Origin of the sequence: Ignatzschineria sp. F8392 (assembly GCF_002252045.1) — a bacterium.
Classification (GTDB): domain Bacteria; phylum Pseudomonadota; class Gammaproteobacteria; order Cardiobacteriales; family Wohlfahrtiimonadaceae; genus Ignatzschineria.
Genome location: NZ_NEFF01000001.1, coordinates 543,989 through 559,361, shown reverse-complemented (window position 1 = coordinate 559,361; position 15,373 = coordinate 543,989). Strand labels below are relative to the sequence as shown.

Here is a 15,373-nt window from a genome sequence, read left to right as displayed (position 1 = left end):
CAATCTATAAGCATCGAATGTTCACTCAATATTTATTCAATATTTATTCAATATTTATTCAATACTCATTCCATAAATATTAGAACCCTATCCTAAAACATTAAGTTACAAACAGCTCAATAGATTAGATTGATCTGACTATCGATCTTAAGTTCGATATAAAATAGCAACAACTATAACAAATATCGTTTTAAATACAGTATTTTAAATAGAGTGTTTTAAATATAGCTTCAAATATAGCTTCAAATATTGAATGATGCTTTCACACTAACATCCACTGACTTTCTCTCTCTAAAGTGGCGTTAAATATACATAGAGAGTATCTTTAACCCCTCATCTTCTGGGCGTTTAAACATAATATTCATACTCTGAACCGCCTGCCCTGCAGCCCCTTTGATAAGGTTATCAATGGCAGAGATCACGATCACTTTGCGTCGCTTTTCATCTACTCGCAGAGCAATATCACAAAAGTTGGTACCGCGTACATGGCTCAATTCTGGCAACCCTTTGCGCACACGGATAAAAGGTTCATCGCGATAGAACGCTTCATAGAGTTTGTAAGCATCCGCTTCGCTAAAGCTTTTATCATCAGCAAAATCGAGATAGATCGTTGAAAGAATCCCTCGATTAAGTGGTAAAAGATGGGGAGTAAAGAGAACGGCAACGCCCTGAGGATCATCCTGCAACTTTGCTAACTCTTTCTCCATCTCTGGTGTATGGCGATGGTTAAGAAGCCCATAAGGCTTGAAGTTCTCATTCACTTCACAAAAAAGAGAGGTTGTTTTGGCATCTCTGCCGGCACCTGTTGTTCCTGTTTTAGAATCGACAATAAGATCAGGCTTCACCCACTGATTGGCAATAAGGGGGGCAGCACCTAAAATAGCTGATGTTGGAAAACAGCCAGGAGAAGCGACAATCGGCGCATCAACAATTCTTTTTCGGTGTAACTCCGGCATTCCATAAACGGCAAGATGGCTAATATCTGTTGCCTGATGCGTCACCTTATACCAAGACTCATACTGCTTGATATCTTCAAAGCGGAAATCTGCACCAAGATCGATCACCTTAACACCAGCGGCATAGGCCTCTTTTGTTAATCCTTGCGATAAACCATGAGGCAAAGCCATAAAGAGAAGATCGATCTCATCTAGTCGCGCCATAAAATCACGATCTTTCAGAAGCGTATGATCTAAGCGCCCTTCATAGTTAGGATAGACTTCAGCAATATTCATATCAGCGTAAGATTTTGAAGAGAGAAGCCTTATCTCTACCTCGGGATGCTGCTCTAATAACCACAATAGCTGCTGGCCGGCATAACCCGTCACCCCGATAATTCCAACCCTGATCATTTCCTCTCCTAATTGATGTTGTTGATCCTTCGATCTGCTTTAACTTAAGGCATATAACTTGATGCCTATAATTTATACGATGATAGCTCTATAATTATTTTCATAGGTGCTCATTTTTCATAGCCCCTTTTTCATAGACCCTTTTCGTAGCGCCATTAGACAGCTTCACTGAGCCTGAGCATTATTCTTCTTATCCTTCAATGTAGCAGGTGTTATTCTCTTTGAAAAGAGGCGATCTCTTTTAATTTTAGCCATCATCTCTTTTGACGATAACTTGATATAATCTCCCAAATAATGCGCCACTTCATGGTAAAATCACTCCCACTGTTGAATTAGGGATCGCGCTTGGGGGAATTACTCTCTTTAGGTCAATTATCGATCCCGTTATCGCTCAATTGCACAAAGGAATTAAAAAGCAATCGTATGAAGAAGCTACTCTTAGTGAAAACCTCCTCCATGGGAGATCTTATCCATACTTTTCCGGCATTAACCGATCTTTCAAGAGCATGCCCCCATCAATATGAGATCACTTGGGTGGTAGAGGAGTCCTTTGTCGATATTGCCAAAATGCATCCTATGACAAAAGAGGTGATTGTTTTTGGCAGTCGCCGTTGGAAAAAGCATCCTTTAAAACGAGAAACATGGCAAGAGTTCACCGCATTCAAAAGCGCTTTACGCCAGTATCAGTGGGATCTAATCGTCGATTGCCAAGGTCTGATTAAGAGCGCTATTATCACCAAAATCGCCGCTCAAAAAGGGAGTATCCCCACTTACAGCTACGCAAAAGAATCGATCCGCGATCCTTTTGCTGCCCGTTTTTATCAACATGGGATTACCGTTGAGAAGGGATTAACAGCGATTGAACGGAATCGTCAACTCTTTGCGGGGATCTTCCATTACACAATCGATACACCAGTTGATTTTGGAATCCAACATTGGCAGACGCGATCACCATTAACGCCTGATCGTCCTTTTGCCGCACTCATTCATGGCACGAGCGCCGAAAATAAAGAGTGGCCAGAAGAGCGCTGGATCTCTATTGGGAATTGGCTCGATGAACAGGGGATCGCCTCTATTCTCTTTTGGGGAAATGAGCGTGAAAAAGTACGCGCAGAACGATTAGCAGAGGAGATTCCGGGGGCCATCTTAATGCCTAAAGTCTCTATTGCTGAGGCGGGATTGATTCTCTCACAGGCAACGCTCATTATCGCCGTAGATACCGGTTTTGCACATCTTGCCAATACGCAAGATCGCCCACTGATTGGACTCTTTTTAGGAAGTGACGCTCACTATGCCGGCGTTATCCCCACCGCAAATAATCCCCATGCCATCAATTTAGGGGGAAAGGGAAAAAACCCTGAGGTTTTAGAAGTTATCCGTGCTATTGAGTCATTTAAGATATTGCCGGAATAATAATTACAGAGTAATAAATTGAGGTAGTTATAAGATTTACTCTTGCGCTCTAACGGAGCTCTTTAGAGGCAATCTCTGATGTGGAATCCCCTTGGAGATCAGAACGAAGATCAGCACGAAAATCTACATTCATATCACTCTCAATATGAATATCTCTGATTCTCTCTCTTTGAATATTATCCTCTCTATTCTCTTCTCTCTCTCTAGCAAGACTCTCAATTGAACGCTCCCAATAGGTCAAAAGAGAGGAGATTCCCCATGCTGTTAAAATGCCGGCAAGATCAACAAAGAGGTCACTAAACTCTCGAGTCTTTCCTGGAATAAAGTATCCCTGTATCAATTCACTCAATAGTGCAAAGTAGGCAATCAAAAGCAACATACATCGCGCGGAGTAGAAAAAGCAGAAATGGCAATAATACTCCTGTGTGACTCTCTCACGTCGACGATTTTCAATATGAATTCCACGCAATACCAAACCTGTTAGCGTTGCAAAAGCACCAAAATGGAGCCACTTATCGAGCCACTCATCTCCCAGCGTTAAAAATGGGACATTCTCACCTGGATAGAAAAAGATGATATTCATGATCAAAAACCAAATGATTGTTACAACCTTATAGAATCTACCTTTCATGATATCTTCTCATTATTTCCCATCTTATTTTATTATTCTGTTGAAGTGCTATCAGAGTGCTCTCTCAGAGTCTTCTCTAGTAACAGGATATTCTCCTAAAGATCTGCCGAGCAAACAGCGCTCTTATCATGATCTCAGCCTCTTCATTCCCTCTATCATAAACCGAATATGACAAGGTATACAAAAGAAACTACGAAGTATTGTACCCCTAAAAGAGAAGAATCCTAGATCAACCTATTGACCTAAATCACAACTAATTGAAATATAGATGAGTATTAAAATGATTTTTTACGATATGTTTACATAAAACTTACAGATTCAACTTTCGCTATAACATATTGACAACTCTATAGCATATTCGCAGCTTGATATTAGTAGCTAACTACCGATTCCCTCATGAAGGGCTCATCTAGAGACATCAAAGCAGATTTAAGCACATTAAATCACCGCACTAAATCACCGCATTAAATCAATGAAAATAGATAGAGAAATCCATTAAGGGCGGCAACCCCCACAATGACACTTAAAAAGACATTACGCCAACGCCCATAGCTCGCCAAGACGAGTAAAAGTGCTAATATCTTCGCAATAATAGCGAACCAATCAGGAGCAGAAAAATCGATCTCCATACTATGGATAATTAAGACCGCCATAACACTCAACGGAAGAGCGTAATTGAGATAACGCAATAGATGGGAATCGAGAATACGCTTAGGAACAAATGTTGGAAATGCGCGTAAAATGAAGGTGATCACCCCCATCGCAATAATCGCGACTATCAGGGCGCTTATCGTCATATTTCCCATTAGAGAGCCTCCCTTTTTGATTGAAGTGCTGCACGTAGAAGAATGAAGAGAACCGCAAAGAGTAGTGTTAAGATCAAGACATATTTAGGAGCAACCACCAACATCACAAGGTAGAGACCCACAGCAATCAATGAGGGCCACCAGATCCGTTTACTGCGCATCTGTTCAAACCATAAAATGACAAAGAGTGCCGGCAATGCAAATTCTAAATTAGGAACCCATTGCGCTAACTCTTCACCTGCAATAATTCCCACGATGGTCGCGGCAACCCAATAGCCGTGAACTAAAAGAGAAATTTTTGGAAAGAGCCCTCGTTGCTCCTCTTTTGTGAGACTCGTCATAACCGAAAAACACTCATCTGTTAAACAGAAGAGGCAGTATGCGCGTTTTAGAGGATTTTTAGGGAGAATATCCACTAAGGGGAGTGCATAGAAAACATGGCGTAAATTGATCACCAAAGTATTGGCGCTAATATTGAGAAGCCCGGCACCCGTGGAGATCAAAGGAATTGCCGCATATTGTGCAGCCCCAGAGAAGACGACAATAGAGATCAGGATCGACATCCACCAAGGAATCCCGGCAACACTCGCTAAAACACCAAATGCCATCCCTGCCGGCGCATATCCCATCGCAACAGGTGAGGTCACCTTTAATGCTCGCTTCCAGCTAAAAGCTTGCGAGTCTCTCTCTTCAACCACCAATTTTTAAACTCCTTCCTTATCCTGAAAAATAGCTCTAGAGACCATGAAACTCACAGAGAGGGATCGCTTCCCTTTTTTATAGTTTTTTCTAAATTACTTTTCTAGATCATTGCTAGATTGTTTCTAGATCGTTTCTAGATCGTTTCTATATTATTTTTTCTAACTATATTTCTAAATTATTTTTAAATTGTTTTTAAATTGTTTTTTAAGATTTTCCCCTTCAATGACTCTCTACGATCTCTGCTGATGAGCGCTCTGCTGCAACTGCAACGGATCGAGATAGTACTCTAGATGGCCTACCAGATGCTCTGTGACCTCTGACAACGAAATTGTAGGAACAAAATCGATCATCTGAATCACCTCAAGCCCCTGATATCCACACGGATTGATCCCGGAAAATGGTGTCAAATCCATCGCGACATTAAGGCTCAATCCATGATAGACCGAACCCTTTCGAATACGTAATCCTAATGCGGCAATCTTTTTTCCATCCACATAGACGCCTGGCGCTGAGACATCTCCGCTCCCTTCAATCCCATAATCAGCTAAAGTTGCGATCACGGCATTCTCTAGCGCGCGGATCAATGAGCGAACACCACAACCTCGCTTCTTAAAGTCGATCAAAGTATAGACTACAAGCTGCCCGGGACCATGATAGGTGACCTGCCCACCACGATCGACCTGAACAATAGGAATCATCGCCGGATTTAAAATATGTTCCGGCTTCCCGTTTTGCCCTTGTGTATAGACAGGAGGATGCTCCACAACCCATAATTCATCGGGGGTCTCCTCCACTCTATTCTCTGTAAATTGCTTCATCTCCTCATAGACATTTTGATAAGGAGCAAGCCCTAAATAGCGCACAATCATTAAATAACCATCTTCTCATTGATGACAAATGAATTTATTGTACCTGAAATTGGGGCATCTGCGCAGATTCTCTTTTTCTCCCACCAATAAAGAGATAGATCACCGGTACGACGATTAAAGTTAGGAGTGTTCCAATACTCATCCCCCCAACGATAACCCAACCGATCGCTGATCTCGATTCAGCGCCTGCCCCTACAGAGAGCGCAAGCGGCACTGAACCTAAAACCATTGCGCCAGTTGTCATTAAGATCGGACGAAGTCGTAATGTTGCCGCTTCAACAATCGCTTCTCTCTTTGAGATACCGGTTGCTCGAATCTGATTGGCAAACTCAACAATTAAAATTCCATGCTTTGTAATCAAGCCGACCAGTGTGACAAGACCGATCTGACTATAGATATTGATCGATCCACCAGAGAGATAGAGCGCACCTAAAGCACCAAATCCCGCTAAAGGAACAGAGAGAAGAATAATAAAAGGGTCGATCCATGACTCAAATTGTGCCGCTAGCACAAGATAGATAAAGAGTAGTGCCATAACGAAGATAAAGATCATCGAAGAACCTGACTCTAAAAATTCTCTTGATGAACCTTGATAATCGAGCATAGCATCAGGGATCACCTCACGGATAATCTCTTCTACGAGCGCAATGCCCTCTCCTTGCGATACTCCTGATTGCAAGTTGGCAGAGATCGTCACAGAACGGAGCTTATTAAAGTGACGTAAATTTTGGGGGGCAATGGTCTCTGTTACTGTCACTATATTGGACAATGGCACCATCTCCCCATATTTTGAACGGACATAGATCCCTTCTAAATCTTTAGGCTGACTCCGTTTTTGGGGATCAACCTGCACCATCACATCGTACTGCTCAGCGCCCTCTTTAAAACGCGTCACATTGCGCCCCCCTAAAGCAGATTCTAACGTTCTTCCTACAACAGAGACATCAATCCCTAGAAGCGCTAGCTTCTCACGATCAACTGCTACCTCTAATTGTGGCGTATTCATTCGAAGATCATTATCAGGAGAGATCAAGAGATCATTTTCGCGCATGCGCTCCATAATCTCTGTGACCTGCTGATCGAGCTTTTTAAAACTCTCATTTGAGCGAATGACAATCTGTACATCTTTGGAATCTCCCCGCTGTCCTAAAGATTGTGGATTACTGGCAAAAACGCGCAAACCGAGAGCAATATCTTGAAAACCTCGATTGAGTCGCGAGGTGATCTCCATCTGTGATTCCTCTCGATCATCCCAATCCGGTAGAGTGACAAAGCCTAAAGCCCCCATTGAGATTCCAGAGATCGCATAGACCACAGTCCCATCATCTAAGTTATCGAGAAGATACTCCTCTACTTCAGAGAAGTAACGATCAGTAAAATCGACCGTTGCGCCTTCCGGCGTAATCGCTGCCACACGAATCATCCCTCGATCTTCTGTCGGCGAAAGTTCCTGCGGTAACATTTGATAGAAGAGATAAGCGCCCCCTAAGCAGGCCACCATTCCCACTAAAACAAGATAGCGAAATTGCAGGCAGAGACGGAGAATACGCCCATAAAATTGGGTCATCCCCTCTAATAGAGACTCGATCCATTGTGAGATGGATGCAAAAAAGCGCCCAATAACCCCCTTCTTCTGACTACTATTTTCTGGTTTGAGAAGACGGGAACACATCATCGGGGAGAGGGTTAACGCCGTAAACCCTGAAATTAAGACGGTAATGGAGAGCGTTACGGCAAACTCCACAAAAAGTTGCCCGATACGTCCTTGAGTAAAGGTCAGTGGCAAGAAGACCGCCGCGAGTGTAATCGTCATTGCAATAATGGCAAAACCGATCTCATTTGATCCTTTAAAAGCAGCCTCGATGGGTGATAATCCTTCGGCAATATGGCGATGAATATTTTCTAACATCACAATAGCATCATCGACGACCAGCCCGATCGCTAGAACAAAGGCTAGGAGCGTTAAGGTGTTGATCGAATAGTTAAGAAGATACATCGCAAAGAGCGTTCCGATCAGAGAGATCGGTACCGTCACCATCGGTATCAATGTTGCACGCCAATCTCGCAAAAAGAGGAAGATAATCACCCCAACGAATAGAAGTGCTTCTACAATCGTATTGTAAACGGAGCTTAATGACTTATTGATAAAGACCGATGAATCTGAGGTTACAGCGATCTCCACATCTCCAGGAAGTGATTCTTGAAGCTGTGGTAGAAGCGCACGAATATCAGCTGATAATGTTAAAGGATTCGCAACTGACTGCTTAATAACCGCAACCCCTACCCCCGGCTTTCCATTAAGGCGCGGACGAGAAGTTTCATCAACACCACCTAACTCCACTAATGCCACATCACTTAACCGGACAATCGGACGATTCTCCTCTGCGGCATTATCGGCAACTTTTATAATGATATTACGAAACTCTTCTACTTGGTTAAGATCGGTTCGGGCAACAATTGAGAACTCTTGGGTCGAACTCTTAATGGTTCCTGCTGGAATCTCCACATTCTGTGCGCGAAGTGCAGCTTCCACATCACTAACAGTCACATCGAGAATCGCTAATTTTTGTGGATCGATCCAGACACGCATCACCGGTTCTCGCCCACCCCAAAGTGTCACATTGGCAACCCCTTCCAATAACTCAATCTGCGGTTGGACAATCGTTTCGATCATCTTTGTCAATTCAATCGCATTATATTGATCACTTGAGAGCGCTAAAATCACTACCGGATCGGCATCAGAATCACTCTTTTGAATAATAGGGTCATCCACCTCATCAGGTAGCCCTCGCTTTGCACGAGCAACACGATCTCGCACATCATTGGCCGCTTCCTCAATATTTTTAGTGGGATTGAAGGTAATATTGATCGAGGAGAATCCTCGGCGGGAATCAGATTGAATAAAGTCGATACCATCAATACTTGTGACCGCATCCTCAATCACTTTTGTAACCTGAGTTTCAACAATCTCAGGACTTGCTCCCTGATAACTCGTTCGAATACTAGTTACCGGCACATCAATATCGGGATACTCTCGAATCGAGATGCGATCTAAACCGATCAAACCTAATAGAATTAAGAGGATGTTGATAACAATCGCAAAGACAGGACGTTTAATGGAGGTATCAGATAACTTCATTCTCTTACTCTCCTGCTGTTGCCGGCTGAACGGATCTTGTTTCGGATGCTGTTTCGGATGATTTTTCCACCCCAAACTCGTCGACTTCTGAGACCTTAAGCTCTGCATCACCTAACTGCTGAAAAGTCGCTCCCGAGGCATCTTTCATCTTTGCGCCCTCTTTTAGACGAATCTGCCCCGCTTTAACAACAACATCATCATGCTGCAATCCTGAAAGAATCTCTACATTAAAAGCGGAACGTTCACCAATCTCTACTGGTACCAATTCAGCGATATAGACTCCCGCCTCATCGCTTGCTTTCGCACGATAGACAAATTGAGAGCCTTCAGAGGCAAAGATCGACTCTTCCGGAATAATAATCACTTTGTAATTGAGAGGAACGAGAAGATTGAGTCTCGCAAAGGAGCCGGCAATCAAGGTTTGATCTTCATTATGAAAGCTCGCTAATACCGTTAAAGAACGGCCTTTCTGCTCAATTTCTGGGCTTACGGCATAGACTTCCCCTGTAAAGAGTCGGTTGGGATAATTATCCACCGTAAAATGAACATTTTGCCCCTTCTCTACCACATGGGCGACACGTTCAGGAATATTAAACTCTAGACGGAGTAGATCAATATTTAAAAGTCGGACAAGATCGGCCCCCGCTTGGACATAATCCCCTACCTCAACACTTTTTAAGCCCACCGTACCACTAAAGGGGGCATAGATAAAACGGCGTTCATATTTAGCTCGTGAGATCTCCTCATTAGCGACCGCTTGCTCATACTCTGCTTGCGCAATATCTCGAGCTTGAGCAGTCGACCCACCGCGAGCGGCCAGTAATCGATCTAAATTCTGTTTAGCCAATTGACGTTTCGCTTCTCGCTCCTTCAATTCAGCAGCTTCAATTGCTGAATCAAGCTCAATAAGAAGATCACCCTCTTCAACATTCTCTCCCTCTTTAAAAGCGATTTTAACAATACGCCCTGCGGCTTCAGGGCGAATCATTGCTTCTTGATAAGGGTAGAGAACACCCACTGCATAGATCTCTTCATACTTATCTTCTAATAAGACCTCAGTTAACTCGACATGAGTCACTTTTGCCCATGCAGAAGTAGGTAATATGAGTAAGAGAGTACTCCATAATAATGCAACGACAACCGATCTATATGCGCTTAACATCTACAAGTTCCCATCTAATTGAGTGGTATTGAATTAGTTCATCTTAAAATTGATCCTATAAGAATCCAGGATTCATCTAGATCAATAAGATTTTTAAGATTTATAAAATTTATAAGATTTGATAATGATGATTTCTAACTTAGTATAAACTCATCTAAACCAGAAGTAGACACAATGAACCTTAAGAGAATCTTAAACTCCTCTCTTTAAGAGCATTCTTTATCCAATAAAAAAGGTTGAGGAAGGGAGAAAGATATTGATCAATAACCTGACCTAATAATTTTACCCAAAAAAACCTTAACCAACCATCTTAACCAATAAGATAAACAGGATAATGATTGACTTGCGATTGCGCCTCTTACAATGTTTCCCTTACGATTACTGCTCTTACGATTACTGCCCTCGCGATTACTGATCTTGCGATTACTTATTCTGCGATTGCTGATCTCACGATTATTAATCTTATAATGGCTAGTCTGATGATTGATGATCTTGAATATTTTGGCTTATTAAGGTCTCTTCATGCACCCATTCGCGCCACAGCGCAACAAGTAATGCCATCACAACGGGCCCAATAAAGAGTCCGATAATCCCCATTGTCTTGACACCCCCTACTAACCCTAAAATCGTTGGTAAGAAAGGAAGCTTAACGGATCCACCCACTAATCGAGGACGAATCGTCTTATCGACAATAAAGAGCTGCATCCCCCCCCAGCAGAAGAGGATAATTCCATGTGTATACTCTCCGGTTCCGGCTAAATAGAGGGAGACCATCGTCATCGAGAGAGGAGCACCTCCTGGAATGAGAGCGAAAATACCAGTAATAATCCCCAATGTGACCGGCATCGGTGCGCCAACAAAGTAGTAGACAATACCAAAAACAATCCCCTCTCCGATAGCAATAATCACCATTCCAGAAACAGTTGAACTCACTAAAGTGGGGACAATTCGAGAAATTCTTTTCCATCTACCGGGAAAAACACGCTCTCCTACTTTATCAAGCTGCCGACTAAAACGTCGTCCATCTTTATAACAGAAGAAGAGAATAATCATCATAAAGAGAACCGTAAAACCTAAAGCGCTAAAACTCTTAGTGACAGACCGGGTAACGGTCGCGAGATACCCTAATTTGGCCAAACCGATCTCGGCAAAGAAATCATGAATTCCATTAGGCGTTCCGAGGTAGGTCATCCAGTAGATATTGATCTGATCACCATAAGGGAGATTTAAGACCCAATTGGGGGTTGGAATGCCAAAAGTATTCGCTTCAATTAACCAAGCGCGCAGAAGGATCACCTCACCGTAGAGATAATGAACCAGCCAAAAGAAGGGAATGATGATCACTAAAACAATAAAAGCGGTCGCAAGGGAGGCCGAGATCATCGTATTTCCCCTGCAAAACCGCACTAAATCTGAGTAAGGACGCCATGTCACAAAAGTGATAATCATCGCGCCCAATGCTGGAACTAAAAAGCCATGGAAGAAGACAACACCCAGCACTAAAATTAAGATAATAATCCACTTCGCCACTGGGTTTGCTGTCAATGCTTGCATAATTCTTCTTCCTGCTATCTATTGATGAGTATTGATAGAATTCGCCTAGACACTACGCCTTATCGGCACAACGATTTAAGCGCTCTATTAAGCTCTTCGATGAAGCTCATATAACTCATATAACTCATATAAAAATATATGAACTCTCTTAAAACTCTCTTAAAACTCTCTTAATTAAATATGCTCAACGCTGATCACTTCATATTCGCGATCACCGCCAGGTGTTTTAATCACAATCAGATCATCAACCTCTTTTCCGATCAATGCTCTTGCAATAGGGGAGGCGATCGAGAGCTTATTCTTCTTCACATCTGCTTCATGTTCACCTACGATCTGGTAAGTCACCTCTTTATCTTCTGAAAGATCAAAAAGCGTTACCGTCACACCGAAGATTATTTTACCACTATTAGGGATCTCTGTAATATCAATTACCTGTGCATTTGCCAATCTTGCTTCAAAATCGGCAATACGCCCTTCGATAAAACTCTGCTCTTCTCTTGCTGCATGGTATTCCGCATTCTCTTTGAGGTCACCATGCTCTCTTGCTGTTGCAATCGCTTCAATAACTCGAGGTCTTTGCACTTGTTTAAGTTCATCTAATTCACGACGAAGCGCTTCTGCGCCCGCTTTAGTCATGGGGTATTTATTCATTCAGTAACATCCTTTATTTTTTATTCTTATCTAAATAATTCCAAATCCAATTGATAGCTCATGTTCAGCTATCAATTGAACTATGAACTATTTTGGGATTAACTTACCACCAGCCTACATTCTCCATATCTTTCCAAGGAGCCGCCGGTGCTTTTGGCTCACCTTTTTGAAGTAACTCGATCGAGATATCATCTGGCGTTCTAAAGAAAGCCATCCAACCATCTCTTGGAGGAACATTGATTTCGATGCCGGCATCCATAGCACGCTGACACACTTCATAGATATCATCAACCTCAAAGGCTAAGTGTCCAAAAGCACGACCAATGCCATACTCCTCTTTAGAATCCCAGTTGTAGGTCAATTCAATCTCAACATCCTGCCCTTCACAAGCTAAGTAAACGAGTGTGCATTCCCACTGCGGATACTCTTTTCGACGAGTCTCTTTCAACCCTAAAATTTCAGTGAAAAACTTGATCGACTGCTCTAGATCCGTTACTCGAATCATTGTGTGTAAAAATCGCATAATATTTTCTCCTAAAAAAGATAACGGGTATGATCTATAATCTCATACCCGTCCATTACAACATACTATTATGACATATGTGGTACGGGATTTCTCCTATCCACATATCTCTGCGATAGAAGTTTACTCTTTTTTCTCTGCAGCTTCACTCTCTACAGCTTCTTGTTCAATCGCTTCTTTTTCCACAAGCTCTGCATCTTCTGTTTCAACAGCCTTCACTTCTGGCTCTCCTACTTCTGCATCAGTTGCGCTCTCTTCAGCGACGATATCTTCAGCGGGATCATTAGCAGCAACTTCGATACCGCTCTTCGCTAACATGAAGTCTACAGTGTTGATCACCTCTTCATCTGTTAAGCGTGGGTCGCCCCCTTTCGCTGGCATCAAGTTACGACCTTTAATCGCACTTGTGTGAAGTCCATCAAGACCTCTTTCACTAAATCTTGATGCCCAAGCAGAGTTATCCCCTGTTAACGGTGCATCATTAAGCCCTGTATCATGACAGCTTGCACAGAGTGCGGCATATACATCTTGAGGAGCTTTAGCCTTTACGACATCCGATACTAAATTCCCTGTATTGACACGCCCATAGGGTGTTAAACGCTCCGCTACGAGCTCTCTATCATTAAATGGTTTACCGTTAATATCAGTATTGTTACTAATAAACTTTACAAATGAGATCACTAATACCACGACAATTGTCAACAATGATAGCGATGCTAATATAGTTAGTAACGAAAATGTAAACTTATCTGACTGCTGATTTTGCACGATCTGCTCCTAGAAAATACAAGCCATTTTTATAATTTGAATGATTCAATACCCGTCAATGATAAATCAACTTGTTATCTTTTACTAGTGTACTAAATCAAAGAAACGCGCTTTTTATTTTGCAACAATTACTTGCGCGGCTCTAATGAGTCGGTCATTTAATAGATAACCATTTTGTGCGACCGTAATGATCTGATTAGTCTCATATCCATCATGAGGAATCATTGAGATTGCCTGATGAAGTTCTGGATTGAGTTTTTCCCCTTCTGGTCTGATCTGTTTGACACCATATTTTTCACAAACCCCAAGGAGCATCTTATACATCAATTGTGATCCCTCTCTGAAACGTTTTAACTCTTCAGATGAGTTCTCATCAACCGCCTTCATCTCTAATTCCATCGCATCAATAATAGGAAGAAGGTCTTTTACAAACTTATCGAGTGCATATTTATGTGCATTAGCGACATCAATCTCTGCACGTCTTGTAATATTTTGTGCTTCGGCTACCGCACGGATATATTGATCATATAGCGCTTCTTTTTCCGCTTTTAATGTCTCAATCTCATCAGCGACATCAGTCGCATTTTCATCTTGAGCCTCTTCGAGGATCTCATCTTCTACAATCATCTCTTCTCTATTTTCTTGAGCTTCTGTCTCAGTTAATTTCTCTTTTGTCATGACTATCTCCCATTTATCTATTGAATAATGTACAACATTATACAATGAAAATGTTGCGAATATTGCTCTCTCGTCCCAAACATCTCAACTAAAGTGATTTACAACACCTAAAGTTCAAACCCTAACATCTAAAAAACCTAACGTTTTAAAATCTTAATAAAAACTAATTAGAACCATTAAGGCTCACTAAAGCTTATTAAAGCTCATCGAGATCATCATCGAGAAGTAGATCATCGAAACTGTCGAGATCAAACTCTTTAGCAAGCTTCTTCTGAAGTGCTCGCTCTTCTCGAATCGCCTCAATACTTCTCCACGCTTGGGATTTACTGCCCTTTACATCACTGACATCAGGAACATCTTCTTCAATGATATCCTCGTCATCTAATAAATCATCATCATAATCGTTAGACATCGCTAAACTCCTTCTTAAACAGCAAATATTATTTTCTCTGCATGCTTATATAATATTTAAAAATAAATGCAAGACTTTTCTAATAATTTTCTTCTCTACCGGCCCAACGACTCCCATCTTTCCGATCGAGTCGACCAATATCAACCACAACTCAAGAGAGGAGAGATCTTTTTAGAGCCTCTCTTCAAAATGTAAAAATTAGATGCTCAACTCATACTCATTAAGCTGCCCCTAATATGAGGATTCTATCCTCAAAGACAAGTATCTGAATAAAAAAGAGTCACTGCCATAAAAGAAGAGACGTTATCAACAAAATAGCGCACTCAAATAGCAGAAATCAGTGTATCGCTATAAAACTATAAAGAATTGTCAATTCCAGATACAATGCATGCACTTTCCCTTTTAATTATCGTTAGATTCTCACTAAAAGCCTCTTTAAAAAACAATTTATGTGAGGTTTATTGTGAGGTTTAAATAAGCTTTAAACGCCACTTAAATATCTCTATTAAATACCACTGATCAGATAGGGCTATTAAAAAACGCAAAGAGAGCCTATCAAAGAGCTATCGACCACTCATCGAATCGTCACCGACCATTTTGTAGTGATCTTTACAATAATCGAGCATTGACCGATAGTTCACCGATAATATCGGCGACTAAAAAAGGGATTATTAAATTAAATTTAGACTCAAATCAAACAGCAGAAAGGAGCTATT

Annotated in this window: 14 protein-coding genes; 1 reads left to right on the top strand and 13 read right to left on the bottom strand. The window is 41.7% G+C overall.

Annotated features, from left to right (window positions below; all coding sequences use genetic code 11):
* Positions 1 to 302: 302 nt before the first annotated feature.
* Complete coding sequence (gene argC / locus B9T19_RS02425; protein ID WP_094566992.1) at positions 303 to 1,349, bottom strand: N-acetyl-gamma-glutamyl-phosphate reductase; 1,047 nt, start codon at positions 1,347 to 1,349, stop codon at positions 303 to 305.
* Positions 1,350 to 1,772: 423 nt separating this feature from the next.
* On the opposite strand from argC, the gene waaC reads away from it, so the two are divergent.
* Positions 1,773 to 2,762 carry a lipopolysaccharide heptosyltransferase I gene (waaC, locus tag B9T19_RS02420; protein ID WP_094566991.1) on the top strand — a complete coding sequence of 330 codons (990 nt, stop codon included), beginning with the start codon at positions 1,773 to 1,775 and terminating at the stop codon, positions 2,760 to 2,762.
* A gap of 49 nt (positions 2,763 to 2,811) precedes the next feature.
* Here waaC and B9T19_RS02415 read toward each other — a convergent pair whose 3' ends face one another.
* From B9T19_RS02415 to B9T19_RS02360, 12 genes are all read right to left on the bottom strand, one after another.
* Positions 2,812 to 3,345 (bottom strand): VanZ family protein, encoded by a 534-nt coding sequence (locus tag B9T19_RS02415; RefSeq protein ID WP_143436845.1) that lies wholly within the window; start codon positions 3,343 to 3,345, stop codon positions 2,812 to 2,814.
* 512 nt (positions 3,346 to 3,857) lie between these two features.
* Positions 3,858 to 4,199, bottom strand: coding sequence for an AzlD domain-containing protein (locus tag B9T19_RS02410; protein ID WP_233146768.1), 342 nt, complete (start codon positions 4,197 to 4,199; stop codon positions 3,858 to 3,860).
* Complete coding sequence (locus B9T19_RS02405) at positions 4,199 to 4,897, bottom strand: AzlC family ABC transporter permease (RefSeq protein ID WP_233146767.1); 699 nt, start codon at positions 4,895 to 4,897, stop codon at positions 4,199 to 4,201. The genes B9T19_RS02410 and B9T19_RS02405 overlap by 1 nt, the downstream gene beginning before the upstream one ends.
* Positions 4,898 to 5,131: 234 nt before the next feature.
* Positions 5,132 to 5,770 (bottom strand): lipoyl(octanoyl) transferase LipB, encoded by a 639-nt coding sequence (gene lipB, locus B9T19_RS02400; RefSeq protein ID WP_094566989.1) that lies wholly within the window; start codon positions 5,768 to 5,770, stop codon positions 5,132 to 5,134.
* 34 nt (positions 5,771 to 5,804) lie between these two features.
* Complete coding sequence (locus B9T19_RS02395; protein WP_094566988.1) at positions 5,805 to 8,909, bottom strand: efflux RND transporter permease subunit; 3,105 nt, start codon at positions 8,907 to 8,909, stop codon at positions 5,805 to 5,807.
* Between the two features lie 4 nt (positions 8,910 to 8,913).
* Positions 8,914 to 10,071: an efflux RND transporter periplasmic adaptor subunit gene (locus tag B9T19_RS02390; protein ID WP_094566987.1), complete on the bottom strand. Its 1,158-nt coding sequence runs from the start codon at positions 10,069 to 10,071 to the stop codon at positions 8,914 to 8,916.
* A 471-nt stretch (positions 10,072 to 10,542) separates the two neighbouring features.
* Positions 10,543 to 11,625, bottom strand: a complete 1,083-nt coding sequence (locus B9T19_RS02385; protein WP_094566986.1) for an AI-2E family transporter — start codon at positions 11,623 to 11,625, stop codon at positions 10,543 to 10,545.
* A gap of 174 nt (positions 11,626 to 11,799) precedes the next feature.
* On the bottom strand, positions 11,800 to 12,276 hold the full coding sequence (gene greA / locus B9T19_RS02380; protein WP_094566985.1) for a transcription elongation factor GreA: 477 nt from the start codon (positions 12,274 to 12,276) through the stop codon (positions 11,800 to 11,802).
* 103 nt (positions 12,277 to 12,379) lie between these two features.
* Positions 12,380 to 12,799 (bottom strand): VOC family protein, encoded by a 420-nt coding sequence (locus tag B9T19_RS02375; RefSeq protein WP_094566984.1) that lies wholly within the window; start codon positions 12,797 to 12,799, stop codon positions 12,380 to 12,382.
* A gap of 123 nt (positions 12,800 to 12,922) precedes the next feature.
* Positions 12,923 to 13,567, bottom strand: coding sequence for a cytochrome c5 family protein (locus tag B9T19_RS02370; protein WP_158214333.1), 645 nt, complete (start codon positions 13,565 to 13,567; stop codon positions 12,923 to 12,925).
* A 114-nt stretch (positions 13,568 to 13,681) separates the two neighbouring features.
* On the bottom strand, positions 13,682 to 14,245 hold the full coding sequence (gene grpE / locus B9T19_RS02365) for a nucleotide exchange factor GrpE (RefSeq protein WP_094566982.1): 564 nt from the start codon (positions 14,243 to 14,245) through the stop codon (positions 13,682 to 13,684).
* Positions 14,246 to 14,441: 196 nt separating this feature from the next.
* Entirely contained in the window at positions 14,442 to 14,657 is a 216-nt protein-coding gene (locus B9T19_RS02360; RefSeq protein WP_094566981.1) for a PA3496 family putative envelope integrity protein, read from the bottom strand.
* Between the last annotated feature and the right edge of the window lie 716 nt (positions 14,658 to 15,373).

Excerpts from the sequence above, each read along its gene's own strand:
- argC (WP_094566992.1), bottom strand. The coding sequence starts at position 1,349 with ATGATCAGGGTTGGAATTATCGGGGTGACGGGTTATGCCGGCCAGCAG.
- waaC (WP_094566991.1), top strand. The coding sequence starts at position 1,773 with ATGAAGAAGCTACTCTTAGTGAAAACCTCCTCCATGGGAGATCTTATC.
- B9T19_RS02415 (WP_143436845.1), bottom strand. The coding sequence starts at position 3,345 with ATGAATATCATCTTTTTCTATCCAGGTGAGAATGTCCCATTTTTAACG.
- B9T19_RS02410 (WP_233146768.1), bottom strand. The coding sequence starts at position 4,199 with ATGGGAAATATGACGATAAGCGCCCTGATAGTCGCGATTATTGCGATG.
- lipB (WP_094566989.1), bottom strand. The coding sequence starts at position 5,770 with ATGATTGTGCGCTATTTAGGGCTTGCTCCTTATCAAAATGTCTATGAG.
- B9T19_RS02395 (WP_094566988.1), bottom strand. The coding sequence starts at position 8,909 with ATGAAGTTATCTGATACCTCCATTAAACGTCCTGTCTTTGCGATTGTT.
- B9T19_RS02390 (WP_094566987.1), bottom strand. The coding sequence starts at position 10,071 with ATGTTAAGCGCATATAGATCGGTTGTCGTTGCATTATTATGGAGTACT.
- B9T19_RS02385 (WP_094566986.1), bottom strand. The coding sequence starts at position 11,625 with ATGCAAGCATTGACAGCAAACCCAGTGGCGAAGTGGATTATTATCTTA.
- greA (WP_094566985.1), bottom strand. The coding sequence starts at position 12,276 with ATGAATAAATACCCCATGACTAAAGCGGGCGCAGAAGCGCTTCGTCGT.
- B9T19_RS02375 (WP_094566984.1), bottom strand. The coding sequence starts at position 12,799 with ATGCGATTTTTACACACAATGATTCGAGTAACGGATCTAGAGCAGTCG.
- grpE (WP_094566982.1), bottom strand. The coding sequence starts at position 14,245 with ATGACAAAAGAGAAATTAACTGAGACAGAAGCTCAAGAAAATAGAGAA.
- B9T19_RS02360 (WP_094566981.1), bottom strand. The coding sequence starts at position 14,657 with ATGTCTAACGATTATGATGATGATTTATTAGATGACGAGGATATCATT.